21 protein-coding genes are annotated in these 23,895 nt (G+C 66.9%); 8 read left to right on the forward strand and 13 right to left on the reverse strand.

What is annotated here, in order from left to right; translation table 11 throughout:
- Positions 1 to 21: 21 nt before the first annotated feature.
- Together ABIA70_RS01545 and ABIA70_RS01550 are read right to left on the reverse strand one after the other, a co-directional pair.
- On the reverse strand, positions 22 to 828 hold the full coding sequence (locus tag ABIA70_RS01545) for a transglutaminase-like domain-containing protein (RefSeq protein ID WP_354145856.1): 807 nt from the start codon (positions 826 to 828) through the stop codon (positions 22 to 24).
- A gap of 71 nt (positions 829 to 899) precedes the next feature.
- Positions 900 to 1,700 (reverse strand): hypothetical protein, encoded by an 801-nt coding sequence (locus ABIA70_RS01550; RefSeq protein WP_354145857.1) that lies wholly within the window; start codon positions 1,698 to 1,700, stop codon positions 900 to 902.
- Positions 1,701 to 1,800: 100 nt separating this feature from the next.
- Here ABIA70_RS01550 and ABIA70_RS01555 point away from each other — a divergent pair, with 100 nt between their 5' ends.
- Genes ABIA70_RS01555 through ABIA70_RS01565 form a run of 3 tightly spaced genes read left to right on the forward strand, consistent with a single transcriptional unit; the run spans position 1,801 to position 3,856 of the window.
- A complete protein-coding gene (locus ABIA70_RS01555; protein WP_354145858.1) occupies positions 1,801 to 2,463 on the forward strand; it encodes a DUF1684 domain-containing protein in 663 nt (220 codons plus the stop codon).
- A 35-nt stretch (positions 2,464 to 2,498) separates the two neighbouring features.
- Positions 2,499 to 3,347, forward strand: a complete 849-nt coding sequence (locus tag ABIA70_RS01560; protein ID WP_354145859.1) for a fumarylacetoacetate hydrolase family protein — start codon at positions 2,499 to 2,501, stop codon at positions 3,345 to 3,347.
- 17 nt (positions 3,348 to 3,364) lie between these two features.
- Positions 3,365 to 3,856, forward strand: a complete 492-nt coding sequence (locus ABIA70_RS01565) for a GtrA family protein (protein WP_354145860.1) — start codon at positions 3,365 to 3,367, stop codon at positions 3,854 to 3,856.
- Between the two features lie 22 nt (positions 3,857 to 3,878).
- On the opposite strand, the gene ABIA70_RS01570 is transcribed toward ABIA70_RS01565, so the two are convergent.
- Genes ABIA70_RS01570 through ABIA70_RS01590 form a run of 5 tightly spaced genes read right to left on the reverse strand, consistent with a single transcriptional unit; the run spans position 3,879 to position 9,671 of the window.
- A complete protein-coding gene (locus tag ABIA70_RS01570; protein WP_354145861.1) occupies positions 3,879 to 5,036 on the reverse strand; it encodes a cysteine desulfurase family protein in 1,158 nt (385 codons plus the stop codon).
- 7 nt (positions 5,037 to 5,043) lie between these two features.
- On the reverse strand, positions 5,044 to 5,931 hold the full coding sequence (nadC, locus tag ABIA70_RS01575; RefSeq protein WP_354145862.1) for a carboxylating nicotinate-nucleotide diphosphorylase: 888 nt from the start codon (positions 5,929 to 5,931) through the stop codon (positions 5,044 to 5,046).
- Entirely contained in the window at positions 5,924 to 7,645 is a 1,722-nt protein-coding gene (nadB, locus tag ABIA70_RS01580) for an L-aspartate oxidase (RefSeq protein ID WP_354145863.1), read from the reverse strand. Before nadB ends, nadC begins: the two co-directional genes overlap by 8 nt.
- Positions 7,645 to 8,964, reverse strand: a complete 1,320-nt coding sequence (nadA, locus tag ABIA70_RS01585) for a quinolinate synthase NadA (protein WP_354145864.1) — start codon at positions 8,962 to 8,964, stop codon at positions 7,645 to 7,647. The genes nadB and nadA overlap by 1 nt, the downstream gene beginning before the upstream one ends.
- Positions 8,961 to 9,671, reverse strand: a complete 711-nt coding sequence (locus ABIA70_RS01590; RefSeq protein ID WP_354146566.1) for an NUDIX hydrolase — start codon at positions 9,669 to 9,671, stop codon at positions 8,961 to 8,963. Before ABIA70_RS01590 ends, nadA begins: the two co-directional genes overlap by 4 nt.
- A gap of 304 nt (positions 9,672 to 9,975) precedes the next feature.
- Here ABIA70_RS01590 and ABIA70_RS01595 point away from each other — a divergent pair, with 304 nt between their 5' ends.
- Both ABIA70_RS01595 and ABIA70_RS01600 read left to right on the forward strand, forming a co-directional pair.
- The gene (locus ABIA70_RS01595; protein ID WP_354145865.1) at positions 9,976 to 11,367 is read left to right on the forward strand and encodes an amino acid permease; all 1,392 of its coding nucleotides are present in this window, start codon (positions 9,976 to 9,978) and stop codon (positions 11,365 to 11,367) included.
- A gap of 230 nt (positions 11,368 to 11,597) precedes the next feature.
- On the forward strand, positions 11,598 to 12,425 hold the full coding sequence (locus tag ABIA70_RS01600; protein ID WP_354145866.1) for an alpha/beta fold hydrolase: 828 nt from the start codon (positions 11,598 to 11,600) through the stop codon (positions 12,423 to 12,425).
- Positions 12,426 to 12,527: 102 nt separating this feature from the next.
- Here ABIA70_RS01600 and ABIA70_RS01605 read toward each other — a convergent pair whose 3' ends face one another.
- The gene (locus tag ABIA70_RS01605) at positions 12,528 to 13,541 is read right to left on the reverse strand and encodes a pirin family protein (protein ID WP_354145867.1); all 1,014 of its coding nucleotides are present in this window, start codon (positions 13,539 to 13,541) and stop codon (positions 12,528 to 12,530) included.
- A 105-nt stretch (positions 13,542 to 13,646) separates the two neighbouring features.
- On the opposite strand from ABIA70_RS01605, the gene ABIA70_RS01610 reads away from it, so the two are divergent.
- Positions 13,647 to 14,294 (forward strand): phosphoribosyltransferase, encoded by a 648-nt coding sequence (locus ABIA70_RS01610; RefSeq protein WP_354145868.1) that lies wholly within the window; start codon positions 13,647 to 13,649, stop codon positions 14,292 to 14,294.
- Between the two features lie 116 nt (positions 14,295 to 14,410).
- Here ABIA70_RS01610 and ABIA70_RS01615 read toward each other — a convergent pair whose 3' ends face one another.
- The gene (locus tag ABIA70_RS01615; protein ID WP_354145869.1) at positions 14,411 to 15,745 is read right to left on the reverse strand and encodes an MFS transporter; all 1,335 of its coding nucleotides are present in this window, start codon (positions 15,743 to 15,745) and stop codon (positions 14,411 to 14,413) included.
- A 252-nt stretch (positions 15,746 to 15,997) separates the two neighbouring features.
- Between ABIA70_RS01615 and ABIA70_RS01620 the strand changes: the two genes are divergently transcribed.
- Positions 15,998 to 16,726 (forward strand): IclR family transcriptional regulator, encoded by a 729-nt coding sequence (locus tag ABIA70_RS01620; RefSeq protein WP_354145870.1) that lies wholly within the window; start codon positions 15,998 to 16,000, stop codon positions 16,724 to 16,726.
- Between the two features lie 106 nt (positions 16,727 to 16,832).
- On the opposite strand, the gene ABIA70_RS01625 is transcribed toward ABIA70_RS01620, so the two are convergent.
- From ABIA70_RS01625 to ABIA70_RS01635, 3 genes are read right to left on the reverse strand one after another with little or no spacing between them, the layout of a single operon-like run.
- On the reverse strand, positions 16,833 to 19,910 hold the full coding sequence (locus ABIA70_RS01625; protein WP_354145871.1) for an AAA family ATPase: 3,078 nt from the start codon (positions 19,908 to 19,910) through the stop codon (positions 16,833 to 16,835).
- Positions 19,907 to 21,094: an exonuclease SbcCD subunit D gene (locus tag ABIA70_RS01630; RefSeq protein ID WP_354145872.1), complete on the reverse strand. Its 1,188-nt coding sequence runs from the start codon at positions 21,092 to 21,094 to the stop codon at positions 19,907 to 19,909. The genes ABIA70_RS01625 and ABIA70_RS01630 overlap by 4 nt, the downstream gene beginning before the upstream one ends.
- Positions 21,095 to 21,150: 56 nt before the next feature.
- Complete coding sequence (locus tag ABIA70_RS01635) at positions 21,151 to 22,092, reverse strand: MIP/aquaporin family protein (RefSeq protein ID WP_354145873.1); 942 nt, start codon at positions 22,090 to 22,092, stop codon at positions 21,151 to 21,153.
- 169 nt (positions 22,093 to 22,261) lie between these two features.
- Between ABIA70_RS01635 and ABIA70_RS01640 the strand changes: the two genes are divergently transcribed.
- The gene (locus ABIA70_RS01640; protein WP_354145874.1) at positions 22,262 to 23,344 is read left to right on the forward strand and encodes an ADP-ribosylglycohydrolase family protein; all 1,083 of its coding nucleotides are present in this window, start codon (positions 22,262 to 22,264) and stop codon (positions 23,342 to 23,344) included.
- Here the strand turns inward: ABIA70_RS01640 and ABIA70_RS01645 are convergent.
- A complete protein-coding gene (locus tag ABIA70_RS01645) occupies positions 23,331 to 23,849 on the reverse strand; it encodes a DUF4395 domain-containing protein (RefSeq protein ID WP_354145875.1) in 519 nt (172 codons plus the stop codon). The two genes, ABIA70_RS01640 and ABIA70_RS01645, sit on opposite strands and share 14 nt — an antisense overlap.
- Positions 23,850 to 23,895: the final 46 nt, after the last annotated feature.

Here is a 23,895-nt window from a genome sequence, read left to right on the forward strand (position 1 = left end):
CGTACTGCCCAGGCGGTACTACTAGCCCAGCACTACCAGCGTGGCAGGGTCCTCCGCCGGCAGCGCGCCGTTGACCACAGCGGTGACGCGCAGTTCGTTCAGGGTCAGGCTGCCGCCCACGGTGGACAGGAACGCGGTGTCGGACGAATCCCGGCCTGCAGTGATCCGCAGCATCGACTCCCGCGGGGCAAGCCCCGTGGGGTCGATGACATGCCAGGCCCCGTTGACATGGGCTTCGGCCACCGCGTGGAAGTCCATGGGGCTCAGCCCGGGTGCGTAGACCGCGGCAAGCCGTGCCGGGATGTCCTTGGAACGAAGCAGTGCGATGGCAAGGTGTGCAAAGTCCCGGCATACTCCCCTGCGGTGCAGAAGCGTCTCGACGGCGCCGTCGGTACCCCTGGAGGAACCGCTGATGTAGCGGAGCTCGCCATACACCCAGCTCCGTACTGCATGGAGCAGTTCCTCGCCGTGCAGTCCGCCGAATTCGGCATAGGCGGTGGGAAGCAGCCGGTCAGACTCGGCATAACGGCTGGGCCGGACATACCGGATGAGTTCGGCCAGCGTGGCATCTTCGGGGACGGCCCGGCCTGCCACAGTGGCTGTGTACTCAACCGTAACCTCGGAGGGTTCGGCGAACTCCATGTAGTGGAGCCGCCCGCCATGATGGTCAGTGAGTTCACGGACCGGGACCGGCTGCCCGGCCGCGGTGACCGTGAGGGATTCGGTAAATGAGGCGTAGCCGGAATTCCTGGCTACAGCGATGGCCAGGGCTGCCTTGGTGTCGGCCACGGTCTTGAAGACCATCCGTGCGGCAACGGTGCGTTCCATGTATCTCCGGGGTGTGAGGTAGTGGCAGAACTTCCCGCTCCAACCCGGCGCTCATGGAGCCGGCGGCAGGACTAGTTTTTGATCTCCAGAGACATTAGCATCCGCTGGACGTTCGCGAATTCAGCACTCTCGCTGACGTACTTGGCTGCCTGTTCAAGGGTGTCATATGCCTTGGCCGGAGCCACTTTCTCATCCGGGGCGAACGCCCTCAGCACCCCCACGTCCCCGAACGAGTAGTCGCCCTTTCCCGCGGGACCGCGGACCACGTTGCGGAGCCCGCACGCCCGCCCGTCCGCGCCGCCCACAATGTTGGTGATGCCGTAGGAGCCGAAGTACCGGTAGCCCTGGATCACGCGGAACACCACATGCGGGGCGATGGTACCTTCGCCGGTGAGGCCGGGCAGCTCCACCGGCACGCTGCTGACCACTACGTAAGGCTTCCGGGCGTCCTCGGGGCACTCAGAGGACGACGGCGGCAACCCGGTCCGCAGCGCGGCCACGAAGGTGCCATCCTGCTTTTTCACGTCGATCTTCAGGGCACCGGGCAACGTACCGTCTTCAGGCGGGACGGACTGGGCGATCCATTCCTCCGGCAGGTCAAAACTTATGGTCTTGGCGGGATCGGTGAATGTCTTCCACGAAGCGGCCGTTGCGGCCGGGCCGGGGGTTGCGGAGGCAGATCCCTCCGGAGAGGCGTTTGGTGCCGTTGGGCTGCCGGTGGCCGCCGGGCTGGCGTCTTGGGAGGCGGATGTGTCCGGCCGGGCTGTCCACGCCGGAGCGCTGCCGCCAGGGGCGGTGCACCCGGCAACCAGAGTCCCTGCAGCGAGGAGCACTGCCACCCGCAATCCCCACGATCTCGCCCTGCATGTCATGCCGCCAGCTTAACGGTGAAGACGGCGTGGCCGCGGCGGGGCCGGGCTGCGTGTCGTTGACCGGACATTCCCCTCGCCCAACAGGGCTAGGCTGGTGGCTATGGCGGAAGAGCAGTACGGCGCAGACCAAGAGAGCCTGGCGGATATCTCCGCTCTCGACATTGCAGACTGGCGGCTGCGGACTTTTGCCCTCTACGACACGGTGCGGAGAATTTCCGCCGACAGCCCTGCTGAGGCGCATTCCCATTGGCGGCATGAACGCGACCGCATGTTCGCCACGCATCCGGCATCCGCCCTCAGCGCCCGCGACAAGCAGCAGTTCTCCGGACTCAAGACAGCCGACTACGATCCCATCTACCGCTTCCACGTCCCGCTGACCCTCCAGGGCGCCGGCCGGGAGATGAGTGTGGACACCGGGACCGACGGCGTGGTCCACTTCGTCCGGCTGGGGACCTTCGATCTCCCTGAGATGGGCCAGCTCGCAGTATGGAGGCTTCTGGGTTACGGCGGCGGAATCTTTGTTCCTTTCCGGGATGCCACGGCCGGCCAGCCCGGCGGCAGCTACGGCGCCGGGCGGTACCTGCTGGACACCATCAAGGGCGCGTTCCACGGTGTGCGCGGCTCGGGGCCGGACGCCGAGTTTGTCCTGGACTTCAACTTCGCCTACAACCCGTCCTGCGCGTACAACGAGGCGTGGGCCTGCCCGCTGGCCGGACCGTCCAACCGCCTTGCCGTTGAGATTCCCGTGGGCGAACTGTACTAACGCATCCCGCCGCAGCGAGGACGTAGGATGTCATGATGACTCCCAGCGCTCCCCGCCGCCTCGCGCGTGTCCGGCCCTCCCCTGCGGCTGCTCCTGACGAGCAGTTTTTCGTGGCCAACGATGCCCCGGACTTTGACTCCGCGGCCGGCCGCTCATGGACTGTCGTCCCTTCCCCCTTCACCGCGTCCCGGGCAAATGCCAACAGCCCCGCGCGGGCAGGCTGGGAGACCGGCACCGTGGTGGACCAGGATTCGTTCACCTTCCTGGCGCCGTCGGTTCCGGCCAACGTCCTGGGCATGGCCCACAACACGGGCAAGCCGGGCCGTGACCTCCCGCCCCAGGCATTCCACAAGGCCGCCTCCAGCGTGATCGGACCCGGGGATGCCATCGAGTTGAGCTCCACCGTGGGCTACGTCGATCCCGAAGCGGAACTGACCGTCGTCATCGGACGGAAAGCCCGCGGCCTGACCCTGGACACGGCACACAGCGCTGTCCTGGGTTTCACCATCGGCAACGACGTGTCGGCCCGCGACCTGCAGAAATCCGACGAACTCTGGATCAGCGCCAAAAGCCAGGACACCTTCACCCCGGCGGGCCCGTGGATCGTCACGGACCTCGATGATTCCGACGTTTCCATCGGCATCATCCACAACGGCGTGGAACTGAAGCCCGCGTCCAGCTCCGACCTCGGCTGGAAGGTGGACGAGATCCTTGTCTACCTCAGCTCCTTTATGACCCTGCACCCCGGCGATCTGGTCCTGACCGGCTTCCCGGCCGAGTGCACCCGCATCCGGCCGGGCGACACGGTGGTGTGCCGGATCGAGGGCATCGGGGAACTCGCCAACCCGGTCAGGACGGCCGCCTGGGAGGATACGCCTGCCTGATGTGACAGGCTGGACCCATGGAAACCCCTGCTGCGCCCGCCACCCAGCTGGCGCAGCGGCCCATCCGCCACGCACCGGCCACCCGGCACCACCGCGGAATCTACAGGTTCCCCGTGGTCCGGCAGCTCATCCGGTTCACCGGTGTAGGCATCATCTGCACCGCCGCCTCGCTCGCCCTCTATGCCCTGCTGCGCCCCTGGCTGGGCCCCCAGCTGGCGAACGCGGCCGCGCTGATTCTGACGTCTCTGATGAACACAGCCCTGAACCGCAGGCTGACGTTCAGGATCGCCGGGCAGCACAGGATGGCCCGGGACCATCTGCATGGCGTAATCGTGATTGCCGTGGCTCTGGTGATCACCGGCGGGAGCCTCGGCGTACTCCACTGGCTCCATCCCGAGGCCACAGTGGCAGATGAACTGTGGACCACCACGCTCTCAGGCTTCCTTGCCACGGCCGTGCGCTTCACTATGCTCCGGCACTGGATCTTCCGCCGGGCCCGCCACATCTAGGGCGCGCCACATCCAGAGGCGGTCAGGCCCGGCCAAGGGTACGGATGCTTCCGACGGCGGCGCCCACGGCTTTCGCAGCCGCTGCAAGATCGTCGCCGCTGACGGTCGAATCGAAGCTGAACCGCACCGCTGTCTGGGCAACCTCCGCCTCAAAGCCCATGGCCGTGAGGACCGGCGACGGTGCATCTGAGCCCGCGGCGCACGCCGAGCCGCTGGAGCACACCACGCCCTGCCGCTCCAGCTCCAGCAGGACCGATTCCCCGCTGGTCCCCGGGAAGCAGAAAGATGCCACCGAGGGCAGGCGTTCGGTGGGGTGGCCGGTCAGGACAGCCCCCGGAACGGCCCTGAGGACCTCGCGAATGAACCCGTCCCGCAGCGTGGAGACGCGGTCTGCGAGTTGCTGTTGCCCGGACTGCGCCAGGGTCAGGGCCGTGGCCAGGCCCACCGCGCCTGCAACGTTTTCAGTTCCGGACCGCCGCCCGCGTTCCTGGCCGCCGCCGTGCACCAGCGGCTCGATGCGGGTCCGGCCCCTGACGTAGAGCACGCCGGAGCCCTTGGGCGCCCCGAGTTTGTGCCCCGAGATGCTCAACGCATCCACCCCCAGGATTTTGACGTCCAGCGGCAGCCAGCCCGCGGCCTGGACGGCGTCGGTATGGAACGGAATGCCCTGCGCCCGTGCCAGTTCCGCCAGCCGTGCGACCGGCTGGACCGTCCCTACTTCATTGTTGGCATACATCACGCTGGCCAGCGCTGTCTCCGGCCGGAGTGCGGCGGCGAGCGCCTCCGGCGTCACACGGCCTGTGCCGTCAACAGGAACCACGTCAACGGCGAACCCGTGGAACCGTTCCAAATATCGTGCCGACTCCTCCACAGCCGGGTGCTCGACGGCGCTGATCACCACCCGGTTGAACCGGGGGTCAACCGCCTGCCGGGCCAGCGCAATGCCCTTAACGGCGAGGTTGTCGGCCTCGGTGCCGCCGGAGGTGAAGGTCACCTCGCCGGGACGGCAGCCCAGGACGCCGGCCACCGCCGCCCTGGCGTCGGCGAGCGCTGAGGCAGCTGCCTCCCCCAGCGAATGATGGCTGGAAGGATTGCCGAACTCCCCCGTGAGATAAGGCCACATGGCGTCGAGCACTTCGCGGCGGACGGGGGTGGTGGCAGCTGCGTCGAGGAAAATCACGGCCTGTTCACTTCACGCTCAGTTCGACATCGAGGCCCAGGTCCAGCGCTGCCACGCTGTGGGTGAGTCCGCCGATGGAGATGACATCGACTCCGGTGGCGGCGATGCCGGCCACCGTCTGCAGGTTTACGTTGCCGCTGGCTTCCACCCTGGCGCGGCCGCCGACCTGCGCCACGCCGGCCTTCAGGCCGTCCAGTGTGAAGTTGTCCAGCATGATGGTGTCCACACCGGCCGCCAGCACCGGCTCGATCTGCTCCATGCTGTCCACCTCCACTTCGAAGTGGGTGGTGTGGCCCAGCTGGGCTTTGGCTGCAGCCAGCAGCTCCGTCAGCTTGGCCGGATCACCGCCGGTCATCACCGCCAGGTGGTTGTCCTTGGCCAGGACCGCGTCGGAGAGGCTGTACCGGTGGTTGGCCCCGCCACCGCAGCGGACGGCGAAGCGTTCCAGGATGCGCAGCCCGGGAGTGGTCTTCCGTGTGTCAGTGATCCGGGCAGTGGTCCCGTCGGTCAGTTTTACGAATTCCGCGGTTTTGGTGGCGATGGCCGACATCCGCTGGACCAGATTCAGGGCCACCCGCTCAGCCAGCAGGACCGAACGCGCCCTGCCGCTGACCCGCGCGAGGTGCGTCCCGGCGTCGAACCGTTCCCCGTCGGTGAGCAGCAGCTCCACTTCGGTGTCCGGATCGACGAGCAGCATCGCGTCCCGGAACACTGTTCCGCCGCTGAAAACACCCGGAACCCGGGCGTTCAAAACAGCTGTTGCGCGCGCCTCTACCGGTATGAGCAGCTGCGACGTAATGTCCCCGGCCGGCGCATCCTCGGCGAACGCCCGCTCCAGGATCTCCCGCACCGGCGCTGCCGGAAGGGTCAGTTCAAACACGGCTGTTCTACTCATGGACAAGGCTCGCTTTCGGGCGCATTCGGTAGCTCTCTTCAAGTTCTTCGATCATGGCCGCATCCACCGGGCTGTCACTGCGGTAATGGGCGCCCAAGGACTCCCGCCGCCCAAGGGCAGCACGCACCAGCAGCTGCGAAGCCAGCAGCAGGTTGGCGTCCTCAACCCCCCGAGGACCGCCATCTGCGGCCCACCCCCCCAGCACAGCCGCCGCCTCACGTAGCAACACCCCATTACGGAGCACCCCGGCCTTGGCAGTCATCAGGCGCCGCAGGGCATCCCGGGAAAACGGCCCAGGACCAGGCGCTGGTTTGAAGCCGGTTGCAGGTTGGGATTCGTCGAACGGTAATCCTCCGCGTGCTCCCCACGATCCCCCTCGCCTCGCAAGCTCGGCCAGGGAACCCTGATCGCGTGGGCCCTCGGCCGCTAGCGGCCACCCCTTGATGCACGCTTCCGGATCACCGCCCGACGAATCAGTCCCGCCCTGCAGGAAGCTTTCAACAGCCCGCCGGCCGAATACCAAGCCTTCCAACAGTGAGTTGCTGGCCAGGCGGTTCGCCCCGTGCACGCCGGTGCAGGCAACTTCGCCGGCGGCGTAGAGTCCGGGAACGCTGGTCCGGGCGTGGAGGTCGGTGGTGATGCCGCCCATCCAGTAGTGGGCAGCCGGAGCAACGGGGACGAGTTCGCGGGTCCAGTCGATGCCGGCTTCGCGGGTCCGGGCGCTGAGGGTGGGGAAGCGCTTCGCGAGGAAGCCTCGGCCCTTTGATCGTTCAATACCCCTGGCGTCGAGGTACACGTGGCCGTTGGGGTCGCCGAGTTTGGCCAGGTGGAGGGCGATGCTGCGGGAGACGACGTCGCGCGGTGCAAGTTCGGCGTCAGGGTGATATTCGGGCATAAACCGCTTGCCGTTCGAATCGGCCAGGATGGCGCCTTCGCCGCGGACGGCTTCGGAGATGAGCATCGGCTCCCGTTGTGCGCCGGCAGGGTTCACCAGGCAGGTGGGGTGGAACTGGAAGAACTCGAGGTCTGCCACGGCCGCGCCGGCACGCCAGCCCAACGCAAGGCCATCGGCGGTGGCGACGGCTGGGTTGGTGGTCTGGGCGAAGAGCCGGCCGGCACCGCCGGTGGCCAGCAGCACGGCGTCCGCTCCCACGGTGACGCTCGCGTCGTCGTGGGTAAGCTCAACGCCGGTCACCCTGCCGTGGGTCTGAAGCAGCGCGGTGGCGTGGGCATGGGCGAACAGCCGGATGGTCCCTTTGGCCTGCCGGGCCAGGACGGCGCGGATCAGGGCGTCGGCCACACCGGCGCCGGTGGCGTCTCCGCCGGCGTGCAGGATCCGCGGGGCGGAATGTGCTGCCTCGAGCCCCAAAGCGGGGTCGCCGTCGTCGTCCACGTCAAACCGCACGCCGAAACGCTGCAGCCCGGCGATGTCCCGGCGCGCCTCGGTGCACAGCAGCCGCACCGCCTCCTGGTTGCAGTGGCCGGCCCCCGCCTTGAGGGTGTCAGCGATGTGCGCCGCCACAGTGTCTCCCGGCGCGGGCTCGTCCAGGACTGCCGAAATGCCGCCCTGGGCGTACCAGGTGTTGCTTTCCTGAAGGTCGCCTTTTGTCAGCAGCACCACATCCAGGCCGGCGTCCGCCGCCAGGAGCGAGGCGTACAGCCCTGCGATGCCGCTTCCGACGACGACCAGCCGCCGGGAATGGATTCCGGTCATTACGGCCTGGCAGCGAGCATGCGCTCGAGCGCGGTCCTGGCATTCTCCTGCACGGAATCCGCGACGGTGATGCGGTTGACGATGCGGCCCTCCACAAGTTCTTCCAGGACCCAGGCGAGGTAGCCGGGGTGGATCCGGTACATGGTGGAGCAGGGGCAGATGACCGGGTCCAGGCAGAAAATGGTGTGCTGCGGGTATTCCGCTGCCAGCCGGTTGACCATGTTGATTTCAGTGCCGATGGCAAACGTGGCGGGTTCGGTGGCTGCGGCAATGGCCTTCTTGATGAAGTCGGTGGAGCCGGCGGAATCGGCAGCGTCCACTACCTCCATGGGGCACTCGGGGTGCACAATGACGTTGACTCCGGGGAAGTCGGCGCGGGCCTCCTCGATCTGCCCCACGTTGAAGCGCTTATGGACTGAGCAGAAGCCGTGCCAGAGGATGACGCGGGAGTCCAGCAGTGCCTGTTCGTCGTTGCCGCCGAGTTCTTTGCGCGGATTCCACATGGGCATCTGCTCCAGCGGCACTCCCAGGGCCTTTGCGGTGTTGCGGCCCAGGTGCTGGTCCGGGAAGAACAGGACGCGCTGGCCGCGTTCGAAGGCCCATTCCAGCACTACCTTTGCGTTGGAGGATGTGCAGACGATGCCGCCGTTGCGGCCGCAGAAAGCCTTCAGGGATGCCGAGGAGTTCATGTAGGTGACCGGGATGACCGGGACGCGGCCGGCGTCGTCCTTTTCTGTTCCGAAGATCTCTTCGAGCTGTTCCCAGCATTCCTCGACGGAGTCGGTGTCCGCCATGTCCGCCATGGAGCAACCGGCCGCGAGGTTGGGCAGGATGACGGCCTGTTCCGGGGTGGACAGGATGTCCGCGGTTTCGGCCATGAAGTGGACACCGCAGAAGATGATGGCCTCTGCGTCAGGCCTGGTCAGCGCAGCGTTCGCAAGCTGGAAGGAGTCCCCCACGAAGTCGGCGTACTGGATGACTTCGTCTCGCTGGTAGAAGTGGCCCAGGATCACCGCGCGGTCGCCCAGCTTTTCCTTGGCTGCGCGGATCCGCACATCAAGCTCGGCGTCGCCGGCGAGCTTGTACTCCTCCGGCAACTGGCCCTGGCGGGGCGTAGCGGCAGGGGCAACGTCGGCGCTGGATGCGCCAGGGCCGTAGGCGGGCGCTCCGGCGAGCGCCTCGGCAAGGTCGTACTCCCACGGGCCTTTCGCGAGGGCGGGGCTGCAGGTGGCACCCGCCCGGCCAGCGGCTTTGCCGGCAGCCGCGGTTTCGGCCTGTTCCCGCGTGATCAGCTGGATTGCTGTATTGACGCTGCTCATGGTGTGCTCCTGTTATCGGGGTCGAGGCCGGGGCGGCCGGTGAAGCGGTAGAGACGTGGTGGACGGTGCTTGCCGCCCTGCAGGTATTCGCCGGTTTCCACAATCTCCGGCGTGGATTTAAGCTGGCGCCGGAAATTGGCCGGATCCAGGCGGGTGTCCAGGACGGCCTCGTAGACCTCCCGGACCTGGGCGAGTGTGAAGTACTCCCCCAGGAAGTGATAGGCCACGGAGCCGTAGGCCAGCTTGTTCCTCAGTCGGAACAGCGCGTACTCGACGATGGCGTTGTGGTCGAAGGCCAGGTCCGGGACTTTGTCAGCCCGGAACCACCTCACGTTCTCCGACTCATCGGCGAGGGCGGCCTCCGTGGGCTGCACCAGCGCCCAGTAGACAATCGAGACGACGCGCTGGGTGGGCGAGCGGTGCAGCCCGCCGAAGGCGTAGAGCTGTTCCAGATAGCTCGGCGCCAGGCCGGTGGTCTCCTGCAGGTTCCGCGATGCGGCGTCCGGCAGCGATTCGGTGTGCGTCAGCGGTCCGCCCGGCAGCGCCCACAGGCCCTTGTACGGCTCGCGGATCCTGCGGACGAGGGGCAGCCAGAGGGTGGGGCGGCCCGATGATTCACTGGGCCTCAGTGCGAAGATCACGGTGGAGATGGCCAGGGACGGCGCGGCTTTCGCGCGCTCGGAGACGTTAGCTGACGTGCCGTACATTGCCTTCCACCTGCCTTCCGTCGTCCATACTGCCCGGGCGGTTTCTATGGCCGCGGCTCCAGTTAAAGTCAAAGTGACTAGAACTGATTCTACGTCCACTGCCGTCCGATTCAAAATGTTTCACTGCCGCCATTCCTCGTTGCGGAAAGGCGGCGGGACCCTGACTGCCGCGCCCTGACTGCGACCGGACGCGGTGACCCCGGCGGCGAGCCGGGCAATCGCCTGTGTCCCAGGGCCGTCGCGAAAGGCGGTAATGTCAATTGGTCCCTCGCGGACACCCCCAACCCCAAGAAGGTTCCCAGGCATGACACTGCAGTCCACCCAGGTGCGCCCCGAAGCGCCTCGTCTCGGCCACACGATGAAGAGCCGCCAGCTCACCATGATGGGACTGGGAAGTGCCATCGGAGCCGGCCTCTTCCTGGGCTCCGGGGCCGGGATCCAGGCTGCCGGACCGGCCGTGCTGATCTCGTACCTCGTTGCCGGCACGCTCATCATCCTGGTGATGTGGGCCCTTGGGGAAATGGCCGCCGCACACCCCACGAGCGGCGCGTTCTCCGTGTACGCGGAGGTGGCCCTGGGAAAAACTGCCGGCGCCACTGTGGGCTGGCTGTGGTGGCTTCAACTGGTGGTGGTCATCGCCGCGGAAGCGCTCGGAGCTGCCGGACTCCTGGCGACAGTCTGGCCGGCCCTGCCGGTCTGGGCGCTGGCACTGGTCTTTATGGTGGTCTTTACGGCCATCAACCTGGTGGGGGTCAGGCATTTCGGTGAGTTCGAGTTCTGGTTCGCCATCCTGAAGGTGGCTGCCATTGTCCTTTTCCTGGCCGTGGGTGCCGCACTGCTCCTGGGGCTCCTTCCCGATGTGGCATCCCCCGGACTGGCGAACATCACAACAGATTTCGCTCCGGCCGGCATTGGTGGAATCGCGACGGCTCTGTTCGTTGTCATCTTCGCCTTTGGCGGGACCGAGATCGTTGCTGTGGCCGCCGCGGAAACCGAAGACCCGGAGCACAGCGTAGCCAACGCCGTGCGGACAGTGCTGTGGCGGATCCTTGTCTTCTACATTGGTTCCGTTTTTGTTATCGCGGCCGTTCTTCCCGCCACCTCCCAAGGGCTCGCCTCGCCCTTCGCGGGAGTTCTGGACGCCGCACGGATCCCCGGGGCAGGAACGGCAATAACGCTGGTGGCCGTGGTCGCACTTCTCTCGGCTTTGAATGCCAACCTTTACGGCGCTTCCCGCATGGTGTACTCGCTCGCCGAACGTGGCGAGGCGCCACATCTTCTCGCCCGGCTGGGCAAGGCAGGCGTGCCGGTACCCGCCGTCGGCGTCTCAGTGGCTTTTGGATTCTCTGCCACCGTTCTGGAACTGCTTTTTCCGGACAGAATCCTGCCCGCGCTGTTCCAGTTGGTCGGCTCAACGTGCCTCGTGGTGTGGGGCACTGCCCTGGTATCCCAGCTGATTCTCCGGCGGCGCGCCGACCGCAACGGCACCCGCCTGCCCCTGCGGATGCGTTGGTTCCCGGGACTGACCATTGTTGGACTGGTGCTGCTTGGACTGATCTTCGCTGTGGGCTTCAGCGCCGAGAGCACCCGGTCCCAGCTCTTCAGCACCATCGCCCTGATCGCCGCCCTCGCCGCTGCGTGCTGGTTCGGGCGCCGGGCAGCCGCCTCCCGCCGCGAAAGAGCCAGCCGAAGCTAGCGCATCCGCTCGCACCGCTTCGGGTGCCCGGGCGGAGTGCAGCCGGCCTCAGTGCACCAGCCTCAAGCAGGGGTGGAAAGGACGGAATCCGCTGTTGAACTGCCCGGTCCACAGACAGGTAAAGTGGTGCGTACCTCCGGTGGGCTGCCGGAAATCGCGGCCACCGAAGGATGACGCAGCCAAGCGCCGGGTCCGCCTGGGCGCCGTACTTGATGATGAGGACTGACACCATGAGCGGCAGGCACACCGGCGAGATGCATTCCCACACAGTGGAAGGGACGGATCCCCAGCTGTATGTGCAGGTGCATGAACCCGCCTCGGATGCCGGGCTGCGGCCGGTCCTGCTGCTGCACGGGTTCTCTTCCTCCAGCAAGCTGAACTGGGAGGACACCGGCTGGGTCTCGGCTCTGCTGGAGGCGGGCCGGCGTGTCATTACCGTGGACCTGCCCGGGCACGGCCGCAGCGGCGCCCCGGAGGACCGCGACTCCTACTCCCCCAGCCGCATCCGCGCGGACCTGCTCCAGATAGCTTTCGACGCCGGCGTGCGGCCCCTGCACCACGGCGACGCTTCCAGCGGCGTGGACGTGGTGGGATATTCGCTGGGTGCACGCCTCGGCTGGGAGTTCGGCGCCACACAGCCGGAGATCGTTCACCGGCTGGTCCTGGGCGGACCAAACATTTCGGACCCCCTGGCCGCCTTCGACCTCGTGGCGGCGCAGCGCTACCTCGCCGACGGGACCCCCATCGCCGACGAATCCACGGCCGGGCTGCTGAAGATGGCAATGCTCATGCCGAGCAACAACATCTTCGCGCTGCTTTCACTGGTTGAGGCCATCAAGGACGAGCCCTTCGACCCCGCCGAAGCCGTGCCCCATATGCCGATGCTTCTGGTGGCCGGCGACAAGGATGAACGCGCGGCCACCATGCCGCAACTCGCCGAGCTCGGGATCAGGGCCGGCTCCATGGCCGAGCAGCTGGTCCTGGCCGGGCGGAACCACACGAACGCCATCACCAGCCGGGCTTTCAAACAGGGTGCCATCGCCTTTCTCGCTGTCTGACCCCCTACCCGAGCAGCAGCACTTTACAGCGGGTCTGAGCGTGTCAGCGAGCCTGAGCCGGCCCGGACGGCAGGGGCAGGCTTCAGCGGCCGCCGCGCTGTTTCAGCCGCGGGGTCGCAACTGCACGTTGGGAAGTACCGGGGCGGGCAAGGGAGCGGGCATGTTGTCGGGGTAGGGGCCAAAGCGCGGGTAGGGTGCCCCGTCCGGGTAAGTGCCGTCTTCGGGCGGCTTGGCCGCTTCGGCGCCGATCTCGGCCTGCCAGGCGGCGCGGTAGGCAACCACCTCTTCATGGGTCCTCCCGATGAAGTTCCACCACATGACTATCTGTTCGCCAAGGGGCTCGCCGCCGATGACGAGCACCCGGACCGGGTTCACCCCGGCCTCCAGCACCAGGGATGACCGTCCGGCCGGCAGGTAGACGAGATGGTCCACCGGCACCTGGCCGCCGTCGAGCCGCAGATCGCCGGTGTCCAGCAGGATCCCGTGCTCGAAGTTCCGGTCGAGCTCCAGCTCGAGCCGTGCGCCGGGCCTCAGCACCGCCTCGGCTCCCAGCAAAGGAGGGGTGTAGGTTTCCACCGGCGACGTCGAGCCGGCCAGCGATCCGAGGAAGACGCGGACTTCGGTTCCGTCGCCGAGGACCGGCTCCGGCGCGTAGTGCTCAAAGGTCGGGGCCATGTGCCGGGTTGCCTCCGGCAGGGCAAACCACAGCTGCGCTCCGTGCAGGATTGAGGTGTCCGGGGTAGAAAACTCCTGGTGCGAGATGCCCCTGCCCGCGACCATCAGGTTCACCTCACCGGGACGGACCACAGCTGTGAACCCTGCCGAATCGCGGTGTGAAATCTTGCCCGAGAACAGCCAGCTGACCGTCGCCAGGCCTGTATGCGGGTGCCGGGGCACGTTCATTCCGCCCGATGCCGGCACAAGGTCGGGTCCATAGTGGTCTACGAAGCACCAGGCACCGATCAGGCTGCGGCGCTTCTGCGGCAGCGTCCGCCTGACGTCCATGGCACGAACCCCACCAAGGGGAACCTCCCTCGGCGGGAGGACCTCGGCATCGCCGAAGGTCTTCTCAAAGGCGCAGACCACTTCTTCGGGAACGGTTTCGAGGTTGCTCATGGATAAAGTCTAGGTCGGGCAGCATGAGGGCCACCGTGCCTCCCGCCGCCGCCGAACCAGAAGGTAGGCTGGAACCGGGGTGGCGAGAGAGCCTGAGAGGGAGCAATGAGCACGCGTTTTGAGGACCGCACCGATGCCGGCGAGCAGCTGGCAGCGGTGCTGACGCAGTTCCGCGAACGTCCCGACGCCATTGTCCTGGGCCTGGCACGCGGTGGCATTCCCGTGGCGGCTGCGGCCGCCAAAGCGCTTTACCTGCCCCTGGGTGCTGTCCTAGTCCGCAAGCTCGGCATTCCCGGCCATGACGAAACCGCATACGGTGCCTTGGCCTGGGCCGGAGGACGGGTTGTTCGGGTCCTCAACCGGCCCCTTATTGCCCGTGTTTTGGACCACGGTGTCCGGCAGGAGTGGCTGGACGAGGTGGAACAACGCGAACGGGCCGAACTGCTCCGTCGGGCGGAGGCCTACCCCGGGATCCACCACGACCTGACCGGCAAGACCGTCCTCCTGGTGGACGACGGCCTTGCTACCGGAGCCACCATGCGCGCAGCCGTGGAGGCGGTGCGCTCCGCCGGCGCAGCCAAAGTGGTGGCGGCTGCTCCGGTGGGTTCAGTGGAAGCCGAAGAGGCTGTCTCGCGGGTCTGCGATGCCGTACTGTGCCTGCACCTTCCCGGCAAGTTCCGTGCCGTCGGCAGCTTCTACCGGCACTTCGAGCAATTGACTGACGAGGATGCAGTCCGCTTCCTGAGCCGGTAAGCAGGCTGCCGGTCCGGCGGAACTCCCCTGCACCAGTTGCAGGAACGGCCAGTTGCAGGAACGGCGGGACCCGGCCAGATGGCCGGGTCCCGCCGTTCTATGACGCAGGGAACTTTCTAGTGGTGGCTGCTGACGCCGAGCGGGCGGCCCTTGGTTTCCCCGGCAAGGAGTACGCCGATTGCGGAAATAACGCACAGGATCATGATGTAGATACCGATGGATCCGGTCCACTTGGTTGCCTGCATCAGCGTCTCCGCGATGGTGGCCGCGAATGCACCACCCAGGATCGCGCCGAACGCGTAGCCGATGGAAATGCCTGAGTAGCGGACGTTGGCCGGGAACATCTCGGCATACATTGCGGACATCGGTCCGTAGGACAGCCCCAGGCCGATAGTCAGGACGAACAGCGCCAGGCCGTAGAGCATGATGTTCTTGGTGTCGATCAGGGCGAACATCGGGATCATCCACGCAAACACAATGCCGTACCCGATCAGGAACGTCTTGACCCGGCCGATCTTGTCGGAGAGCCATCCCCCGACGAGCGTAAAGATCAGCCAGCCGAAGGACGCAAGGGTGGTGGCCAGCAGGATCTCTGCCACCGGCATCTTCAGCGTCTTGGTGGCGTACGAGATGAAGAACGCGATCAACAGGTAGCCGGCAGCGTTGTTGCCGATGAAGATCATGGTGGAGTAGAGCACGGACTTCTTGTGGAACTTGATCAGCTGTCCGAGCGGAGCCTTGGCCTTCTCCTTGCGTTCGATCATTTCCTTGAAGACCGGGCTCTCGGCCACTGCACGGCGGATCAGGTAGCCCACCACAATCAGCACGATGGACAGCAGGAACGGCACCCGCCAGCCCCAGGCGCCGAAGTCTTCTTTGGACATGCCGGTGTTGAGGAAGTACAACAGGCCAGTGGCCAGGATCATGCCAACGGGAACGCCGATCTGCGGGTAGGCGCCAAACAGGCCCCGCTTGCTCCGGGGAGCGTGCTCAACGGCCATCAGGGCCGCGCCGCCCCATTCACCGCCTGCGGAGAAGCCCTGGATGATACGGAGCAGGATCAGCAGGATCGGCGCCCAGACTCCGATGTCCTTGTAGGTCGGCAGCATGCCGATCAGGGCCGTGGCGGCGCCCATCATGATGAGGGTGAAGACCAGCATGGCCTTGCGTCCCAGCCGGTCGCCCAGATGGCCGGCAATAACAGCCCCCAGCGGGCGGAACAGGAAGCTGATGCCAATGAGGGCGAAGGACAGGATCTGCGCAAGGCCGGGGTTGGAGTCGTTGAGCGGGGCGAGGAACAGCGGGGACAGCAGCGTTGCTGTCAGCTGGGCGAAGATGAAGAAGTCGTACCACTCGATGGTGGTGCCGACCAGTGTCCCGGCGAGGACCTTGCGTTCCTCATGCTTGCTGCTGGGGCCGGTCTCTGAGTCGACGTGTGAAGTTGCGGTCATTGGAACTCCGTGGCTGGGGGCAGCGCCGGTTGGGTACGCGGCTGCCAAAGGTGATTTCAGGCCAAGCGATTTACTGATCGAACGGTCAGTTAGTACGAGAGTACCCGAGCATGTGACTAATCGCACTAATTTTTTGATTATAGCTGCCATGAGTTCTATATTTGAACTTACTATTCGAAATCAGGACACAGTATCCGGCCAGCCAACCAAGGGCCCGAAGCCTCGCCTGCGCCGCCCCCTAGGATGGAAACCATGACTTCCACCGCCGCGGCCTCAGCAGGACAGGCACCGGCTTCCCCGTCCCAAACCCTTTCGCGTGGCATCCGCGCCCTGGAGATTCTGGCGGCCGCCCAAAGCCCGTTGACCATTGCCGAACTGGCCGACGCCATGGGGGTTCACCGCTCCGTGGCCTACCGGATCCTGCGGACCCTGGAAGACCATTCCCTGCTGGTGCGCGATGATGCCGGCAAAGTCCAGCCCGGGCCGGGACTCGCCGTTCTGGCCAGGGGTGTTTCGCGCAATCTGCAGACAGCCGCCCTCCCGGAGCTGACGCAGCTCGCAAATGCCCTGGCCATGAGCGCTTTCGTGGCGGTATGGGACCGCGATGACTGCGTCACGCTGGTGACAGTGGACCCGCGGCACACCGGAGCCGGCATCGTCCAGCACCCCGGCTCGCGGCACCCGGTCAGCGCCGGGGCCCCCGGGATCGCCATCCAGTCAGCGTACACAGAGGCTGATTGGCACGCGGCTGCCCCAGGCACCCCGTATCGGCCGGAGGCCGCGGAAGCGAGGAGCCGGGGCTATGCCGCCAGCCACGATGAGGTCATTGCGGGGGTTTCCTCCGTGGCCGTCCCTGTGCGGGTTCCCGGCGGCAGGCCCGCCGCCCTCGCCGTCGTCTACATCCGGGCCGGCCAGGATCCCGACAAGGTAGCCGCTGCGCTGGTGGCCGGTGCCGGCCGGATCGAAGCGCAGCTGGGCTGAAGGCTCCGCGCCCTTGTCCCGCCGGGCGGTTTGCCCGCAGCACGCTAACCGCCGACGGCGGGGGTAGGGGCGTGGGCACGTCTGTCATACGGCATGCGTATGTCTGTCAGACCAGGACCTCCGCGGCGTCGGAAATACGGAGGGTTGAACCGTTGCGTCCCTTAAGGACCTGAAGCTGCGTGCCAATGCGCTGCTTCATTTCGCCGACGTGGCTGACGAGGCCCACCACGCGCCCGCCGTCGCGGAGTCCCTCCAGTGCGTCCATGACCTGTTCCAGGGACTGTTCATCCAGGCTGCCAAAGCCTTCGTCCACAAAAAGCGTCTCAATCTGGATTCCGCCGGCTTCCTGCTGGACAACATCTGCCAGTCCCAGGGCCAGCGAGAGCGATGCCATGAACGATTCGCCGCCGGAGAGGGTGGACGTGTCCCGGCGGTGCCCCGTCCATTGGTCGACAACTTCCAGGCCCAAGCCGGACTTCGCCCCGCGTGCGGCCCTCGCGTCGGAATGCTGCAGCAGGTAGCGGCCATCGCTCATGGCGACCAGGCGTTCCGAAGCCGCCAGGGCCACCTGCTCAAGACGTGCGGCCAGAACGTAGCTGTTCAGGCTCATGCGGTAGGTGTTATCTCCACGGCCTGCCGCGGTGTCGGCCAGCGCCGTCAACAGCAGCGCATGCTCCCGTGGCCCGCGTCCGGTTCCGGCCAGCCGCCCGTACTCCTTGCCGATGGCGGCCAAAGATGCCACGGTGCGCGAGGCGATGGCTGCGGCGAGGTCAGCGTCCCGTGCCTCCCGCGCGGCCTGGTCAGCGGCCGCCTTCAGCTCCGCTTCCCTGGCCACTTCAAGGGCCTCGTCCACGGCCGGATTCGCCAGGGCTTCCTGCTGTGCCAGCAACAGCTCTTCGGACGCGAACAGCTCAGTGATCCGGGCCAGCTCATCCTGTCCGGTCCGAATGTCGGCAAGCAGGGCAGCAGCCTCGGTTTCCGACAGCAGTTGCGCAAGTGCATCCTCGGCCGAGCTGAAGCCCGCCTCCGGCAGCGCGTGCTCCAGCTGGATCCGGGCTTCACGGGCCCGCGTCTCAGCCCGGTCCAGTTGTGCCTGGGCGGTCAGGGTTTTCTCCAGAGTGGCGGCGGCATCCTGCAGGGAACGCAGCCTGTGCGTGAGGCTGCGGTGACCGCTGCGCAGGCTGGAAAGTGCTTGTTCAAGCGACGACAGCTGGTCCGAGACCTCCGCTATGGCAGCAGCCACCCGGGCAAGTTCGGACGCCGCGCTGAGGGTTTCCGACTCCACGGCGGCAATCCGGGCTTCTTTTGCCTCGAGCTGTTTCCGTAAGTCAGCCAGATCCTTCACGGCAGTCTGCGACGCCCGTGCAGCGCTTCGGGCAACCTCGACAGCCCGCAGGGCCTCTTCTTCGGGGGTGTCGCCGCCCTGGCCGGCCAGCACGGCTACCAACTGGTTGGCTTCACCCAGCGCTTTGTCCAGCGCGGAGAGCGTGACCTCCGCGGCCTCGTGCGCCTGCTGGGCCTCTTCCTCCGCCTGGCCCAGCCCAAGCGCGGAGGCGGCCGCCTCCGCGGGAGCCGGGTGCGCCGCGCTGCCACAGACAGGGCAGGATTCCCCCTCAACCAGGTGGGCGGCGAGTTCCGCAGCGGCGTTGGCGAGTCGTTCTTCCCGCAGGTCGAGCCAGCGGAGTTTCTTTTCCAGCTGGATCTCCCGGGCCGCAGAGTGGCGGTCCACTGCCAGCTCCCGGGAGGCCAAGGCAGCCCTGTACCGGCGGACGACCTGAAGAAGCTCGTCCGCGGCGTCTGCTTCCTTAGCGTGGAGCGTCGCCGCCGAAGCCAGCTCCTCCAAAGGCAGAAGCCCGGCAGCCAGACCCGTGAGCTCCGAGCGCAGGTTTTCCAGCAGGTCGCCTCGTTCGCGCTCCGATTGTGAGAGTTCCTGCTGCTTCGTGACCAGGGAACGGCGCCGCCCGGTAAGCTCAGCCAGCCGTTCTTCGTCCGGCAGCGTCGCTTCCACGACGGCCAGCAGTGACCGGAGCCGGCTGAGTTCACGGGCCACATCGAGGGACCCGAGCACGCCCGGCCGCTGTTCGTCCAGCGCCCCAAGGTCAAGCTGTGCCAGCTCGGGTTCCTCTTCCACCGCCATCCGAAGCAGGGTGATGGCCGACTCCATGGCTCCGGCGGCATGGCGGACCTGGTTTTCACTGGCCTCGACGGCCTGCAGCTGGCCGCTGAGAACTTCAGCCTGGCGGTGCTGCGCCAGGCGCCCTGCTTGGAGCTCGAGTGTTGGACGGGACGCCTCAGCGGCTGACCTCCGGGCTGCCGCGGCTGCCAGCCTGCGGCGCCTTTCCCTCCGGGCAACCTCGCTTTCGAACTGGCCGGACGCAAGCCTGCTCACCGCCGCGGCCTCACCCGCCGCTGCCGACAGTCCCGCGGCGCGGCGTGCCGCCCCTTCCTGCAGCCAGGCTATCCGGTCACCGGGCCCCTCCGGTGAGCGGGATGCGGAATCCTCAAGGTCCAGCGGGGAGGCATCCGCTTCAGCGCGCGCCAGCAGCAGCTCAAGCTCGGCGTTCAGCCGTGCCACATCGTTCCGTGCCGCCTGGGACTGAACCGACAGTTCCTGCTCCAGCGCCTCAAACCGCTGGGTGCCGAAGAGTTTTTGCAGCAGTTCCAGCCGGTCTGCCGCCTTGGACCTCAGGAACGCCGCAAAGTCGCCCTGGGGAAGCATCACCACCCGGGTGAACTGCTCCCGGTCCATGCCCAGCAGGGCGGTGATCTCGGCGCCGGCTTCATCGTTGCGTCCCGATTTCTCCGTCCAGGCCCCGCCGATCCGTTCGCGGAGGAGAGTCTTGGCCTGCTGGGTGGTGAAGCCGTTCTTGCCCCGGGCGCTCGGCTTCTCCCATGAGGGGGACCTGCTGACTTCAAAATGGCGCCCCTGGGCGGAAAACTCACAGGTGACCGCCGGTTCCAGTGCCGGCTCCGCGTGATCGCTGCGGAGCCGCTTGCCCTCCTGGCGGGCCCCCGGCACCGATCCGTACAGGGCAAAGCAGATGGCATCGAGCACACTGGTCTTGCCGGCCCCTGTTGGTCCGTTGAGGAGGAAGAGCCCGTGGGCGCTCAACCTGTCGAAGTCGATTTCCTCCGTGCCGGCAAAGGGTCCGAACGCGGAGATTCTCAGGCGGTGGATTCTCACAGCGCTGCCTCCCGCAGGCGCACGTTGTCCAGGGCAGCGGCAAGCGCCGCCCGTTCGGGTGCATCGGCACCGCGCCCCCGGACGTGTTCCAGGAAGCCGCAGCAAACGGACAGATCATCCTGGGCCTCAGCGAGCCTGCTGCTGTAGCTCGCCGACTGCTTCACGGTGCCCCCCTGGGGATCAAATCCGAGGACCAGGGTGTCCGGGAAACGGACCCGCAGCCGTTCCATGGCCTGCTGCGGCCTTTGTGCATCCGTCAGGGTTATCTGGCAGTACGCTCCTTCAGCCCAGGTGTGCTCTCCGGACTCCAGCAGGTGGGCAATGTCGCCGCGAAGCACAGCCAGCTTCCGGGGCGCCTCCCACGTCACTTCCGCGATGCTGCCAACGCCGTCCGGGCCGACGTCGATCAGCCAGCCTCCTTTGGTGTGCTTGGCTTCCGAGAAGGAGTAAGCCAGCGGCGAGCCCGAATACCTGACGTTCGGCGAGAGGGTTTGCCGCCCGTGCAGGTGCCCCAGTGCGGTATAGCTGAAGCCGTCGAAGAGATCCAGGGGCACGGCCCCCACTCCTCCGATGCTGAGATCCCGCTCGCTGTCAGAGCTGATCCCGCCGCTGGCGAAGGTGTGGGCCAGTACCACTGAATGGATGGCGCCAGCCTTGCCGCGTTCTGCCAGGTCCGTCCGGATGCGCTCGGCAGCGGCGCGCGTCACCTCGAAATGGCTTGCAGGCTCCACGCCGAGTTGTTCGGCGACGAGGCGCGGTTCCAGCCAGGGAATCCCGTAGATGGCCAGGACCGCACCATTCCCGCCGTGATCACCGGCCCCGGGTGTGAGGGGCAAAATGATGGGTTTGTCCAGGTCCGCCAGCCTGGTCCGCAGGTGTACGCCGCCCCGCTCCAGCAGCCGGGAGGCGAACCCCAGCCGGATGGCGGAGTCGTGGTTGCCGCTGGTCAGAACCACCTGGGCTCCGGCCGCTGTGAGCCGGACCAGTGCCTCATCCAGCAGCCCCACCACATCGACGCCGGGAAGGGCGCGGTCATAGACGTCCCCGGCAATCAGGACAACATCCACCTCATGCCCGGAGACGGCGCTGACGAGCTGATCGATGAAGGACCGCTGGGCGTCCAGCATCCCGACGCCGTGAAACGACCGGCCCAAGTGCCAGTCCGATGTGTGCAATAACCGCATATTCCTACGCTATCGGCTGCCACTGACAGTTTCGGCAACCGCCGCAGCGGTCCGTCCTAGCCGCGCTTCCCGTCGAAGAAATCCCGGGCCTCATCGCGGCGGTCCGTCTCCTCCGGAGTGACCGCAGCGGAGGCTGGAGCGGCGGACCCGTGGCCGTCAAGGGATGCCGCGTCCCCGCCGTCGAATGCCGCTTCTTCAGCGTCCAGCCTGTCGTCCGCAGGCGTGGGGCTCGTGGCCGGTACGGCAAAGCCGCGGAAGACCAGCCCTGCGATGGCCGCACCCACCAACGGAGCAACCCAAAAGACCCACAACTGCTCAAGGGACCAGGTGGAGCTGAACAGCGCGGAGGCTGTGGCACGGGCCGGGTTGAACGGGGCATTGCCCACGGACAGGCCGAGCTGGAGCAGGACGGCGAAGGCGAGGCCCACGGCAATGGCGGCCGACGCCTTGTTGGTGTCCTTGTTGTTGGCGGTACCGAGGAATACGGCTACCAAAATGGCGGCGCCCAGGACTTCCAGCAGGAGGACTGCGGCGAGGGGGGCCTGGATGATCGAGTGCTCGCCAAAACCGGCTGTCACGGTGTCGAAGGCGGTCCTGCTGTCCTGGATGCCGGGCAGGGTCCGGAGGATGCCGAACAGGGCCAGTGCGCCCAGAAGGCCACCCACCAGCTGCGCTCCGATGTACGCTGCCGCATCGGCGAGGCGGATCTGTCCGGCGACGGCATGGCCAACTGTGACCGCCGGGTTGAAGTGTCCGCCGGAGACGTACCCCACCGAGAGCATGGCCGCAGTCACCGCAAGGCCGGCTGCGAGCGCCGCGGGCAGCGGGCTGGACTGCGGAATCGAGAACAGCGGCACGCCAAGGCCGGCCACCACGAGGAACAGGCTGCCGAAGGCTTCCGCGGAAAGCCTGGCTGCCAGACCGTGGCGGACTTCGGCAGTGTTTCCTGCTGCCGGCGCTGGGGCGGGATCACGGTGGACGGGCACGGGCGTGGTCATGGTGGGGCGGTCCTTATCAGTGGGGTATCGCTGCGGCGGGGAACAAACGCGCCGGCCGCTGGGAATTCGTGGGGGCCATTGCATTCTGCCAAGTGATTCTGGGCATTTGCTGAGTCCGAGCTTAGCGCCCGGCGACCCGGGGCCCGGCCGCCGCGGTAAATTTACTGTCATGAGCATCGATCAAGACGCATTCGCGGCGCCCTCGCTGAAGTCCCGCATCCACGGCTGCCTGCTGGGCGGCGCCCTGGGGGATTCACTGGGTTATGCCGTGGAGTTCGATTCGATCGAGGCGATCCGAAGCCGGTTCGGCCCCCACGGACTGACGGACCTCACAACGCTTGAGGGCGGCAGCCACTTTTCGGACGACACGCAAATGACGCTGTACACCGTGGACGGACTGGTGGAGGCACTGGAATGGGCCAATGATGGGGTGGGCGCGGACGTCAACGCCTGCCTGTGGCTGGCCTACCTGCGGTGGCTGGGTACCCAGGGCGGGCCGGCACACCCGGCGGCCCCGGCGCCCCCGCCGCGGTGGATCGACGGCAACGAAGTCCTCAGGCATCGCCGGGCTCCGGGAAATGCGTGCATCTCGGGCCTCGCCGGCGGGGAGATGGGGACGATCTACCGGCCCGTGAACCCCGATTCGAAAGGCTGCGGAACGGTGATGCGCTCGGCGCCGTTCGGCCTGATTCCCCATATATCGGCCGACGCCGTCTATAAGTTCAGTGCCGACGCCGCGTCGCTGACGCACGGCCATCCGTCCGCCCGGCAGAGTGCCGGCAGCTTCAGCCTGCTCATCCACCATCTCGTGTCCGGGCACAGCCTGCACGCGGCGGCGGCGGCCGTCCTTGAGGACGTGCGGGGGCTGAAGGACGTAGCGTCGGAATTGCCGGAGCGGCTGGAAGCCGCAGTCAGCCTGGCCGGAGAAGCAGTCCTGCAGCCTGAGGAACTGGTGCGGCAGCTCGGTGAAGGCCGGGTTGCGGAGGAAGCGTTCGCCGTCGGGCTTTATGCCGTTCTGGCTACCGCTCCTGGCGCCGGCTCCGGCGTGTCACCGGAAGAGCATTTCAGGGCCGCTGTGGCGCTCGCCGTCAACCACAGCGGGGACAGCGATTCCACGGGGTCGATCGCCGGAAACATCCTGGGTGCCCTCTACGGCGAGGACTGCCTGCCGAAGGCATGGCTGGAGGCCCTCGAAGCGCCGGAGGTCATCCGGGGCATGGCCGATCAACTGGTGGGGGTTACGACCGCCTGAGGGACACGTTGTTGCAGGCCTCGCAGACGTCCTCGGGGATCAGTCCCCGGCGCTGCAGCAGCCCGAAAATGACGCAGCCCAGGCAGAACCCGGCAAAGGCCTCCAGTGACGCCGCGGCGATCAGGACCGCCAGCACTATCCAGGCAGCCGGGGCCGCGCCGGCAGCGAAAAGGATCAGCGCAACGGTGGAGACCACCGTACCCATGCCCTGGGCGAAACGCTTGGGGGGCCCGGGAACCAGGCGCGCACGGCCCAGCCTGGGCGCCAGGACCTTGACCGAGAGCAAAGCGAGCGGCGAAATCCGTGGCCCGAAGAGCACCCGCAGCCAGAATCCAGCAGCCAGCAGTACCAGACCCCACCCCCACCCGGTCAGGAGTGTCGCGCCCGCCAGGAGCACCACCAGTCCGGCGGTGATCCGGGCCGCGTACTCGTTGACGGGATTCGGAAAGGCGAACACAGCGGACCAGTTGATGCCCGTGGTCTTGCTTCCGGTGAGGTTAGTCATCCTGCAAGGCTAGGAGCCGCCGGCCCCGGGGGAAAGGTTTGTTGCG

The sequence above is a fragment of the Arthrobacter sp. 754 genome (assembly GCF_040548695.1).
Lineage (GTDB): Bacteria > Actinomycetota > Actinomycetes > Actinomycetales > Micrococcaceae > Arthrobacter.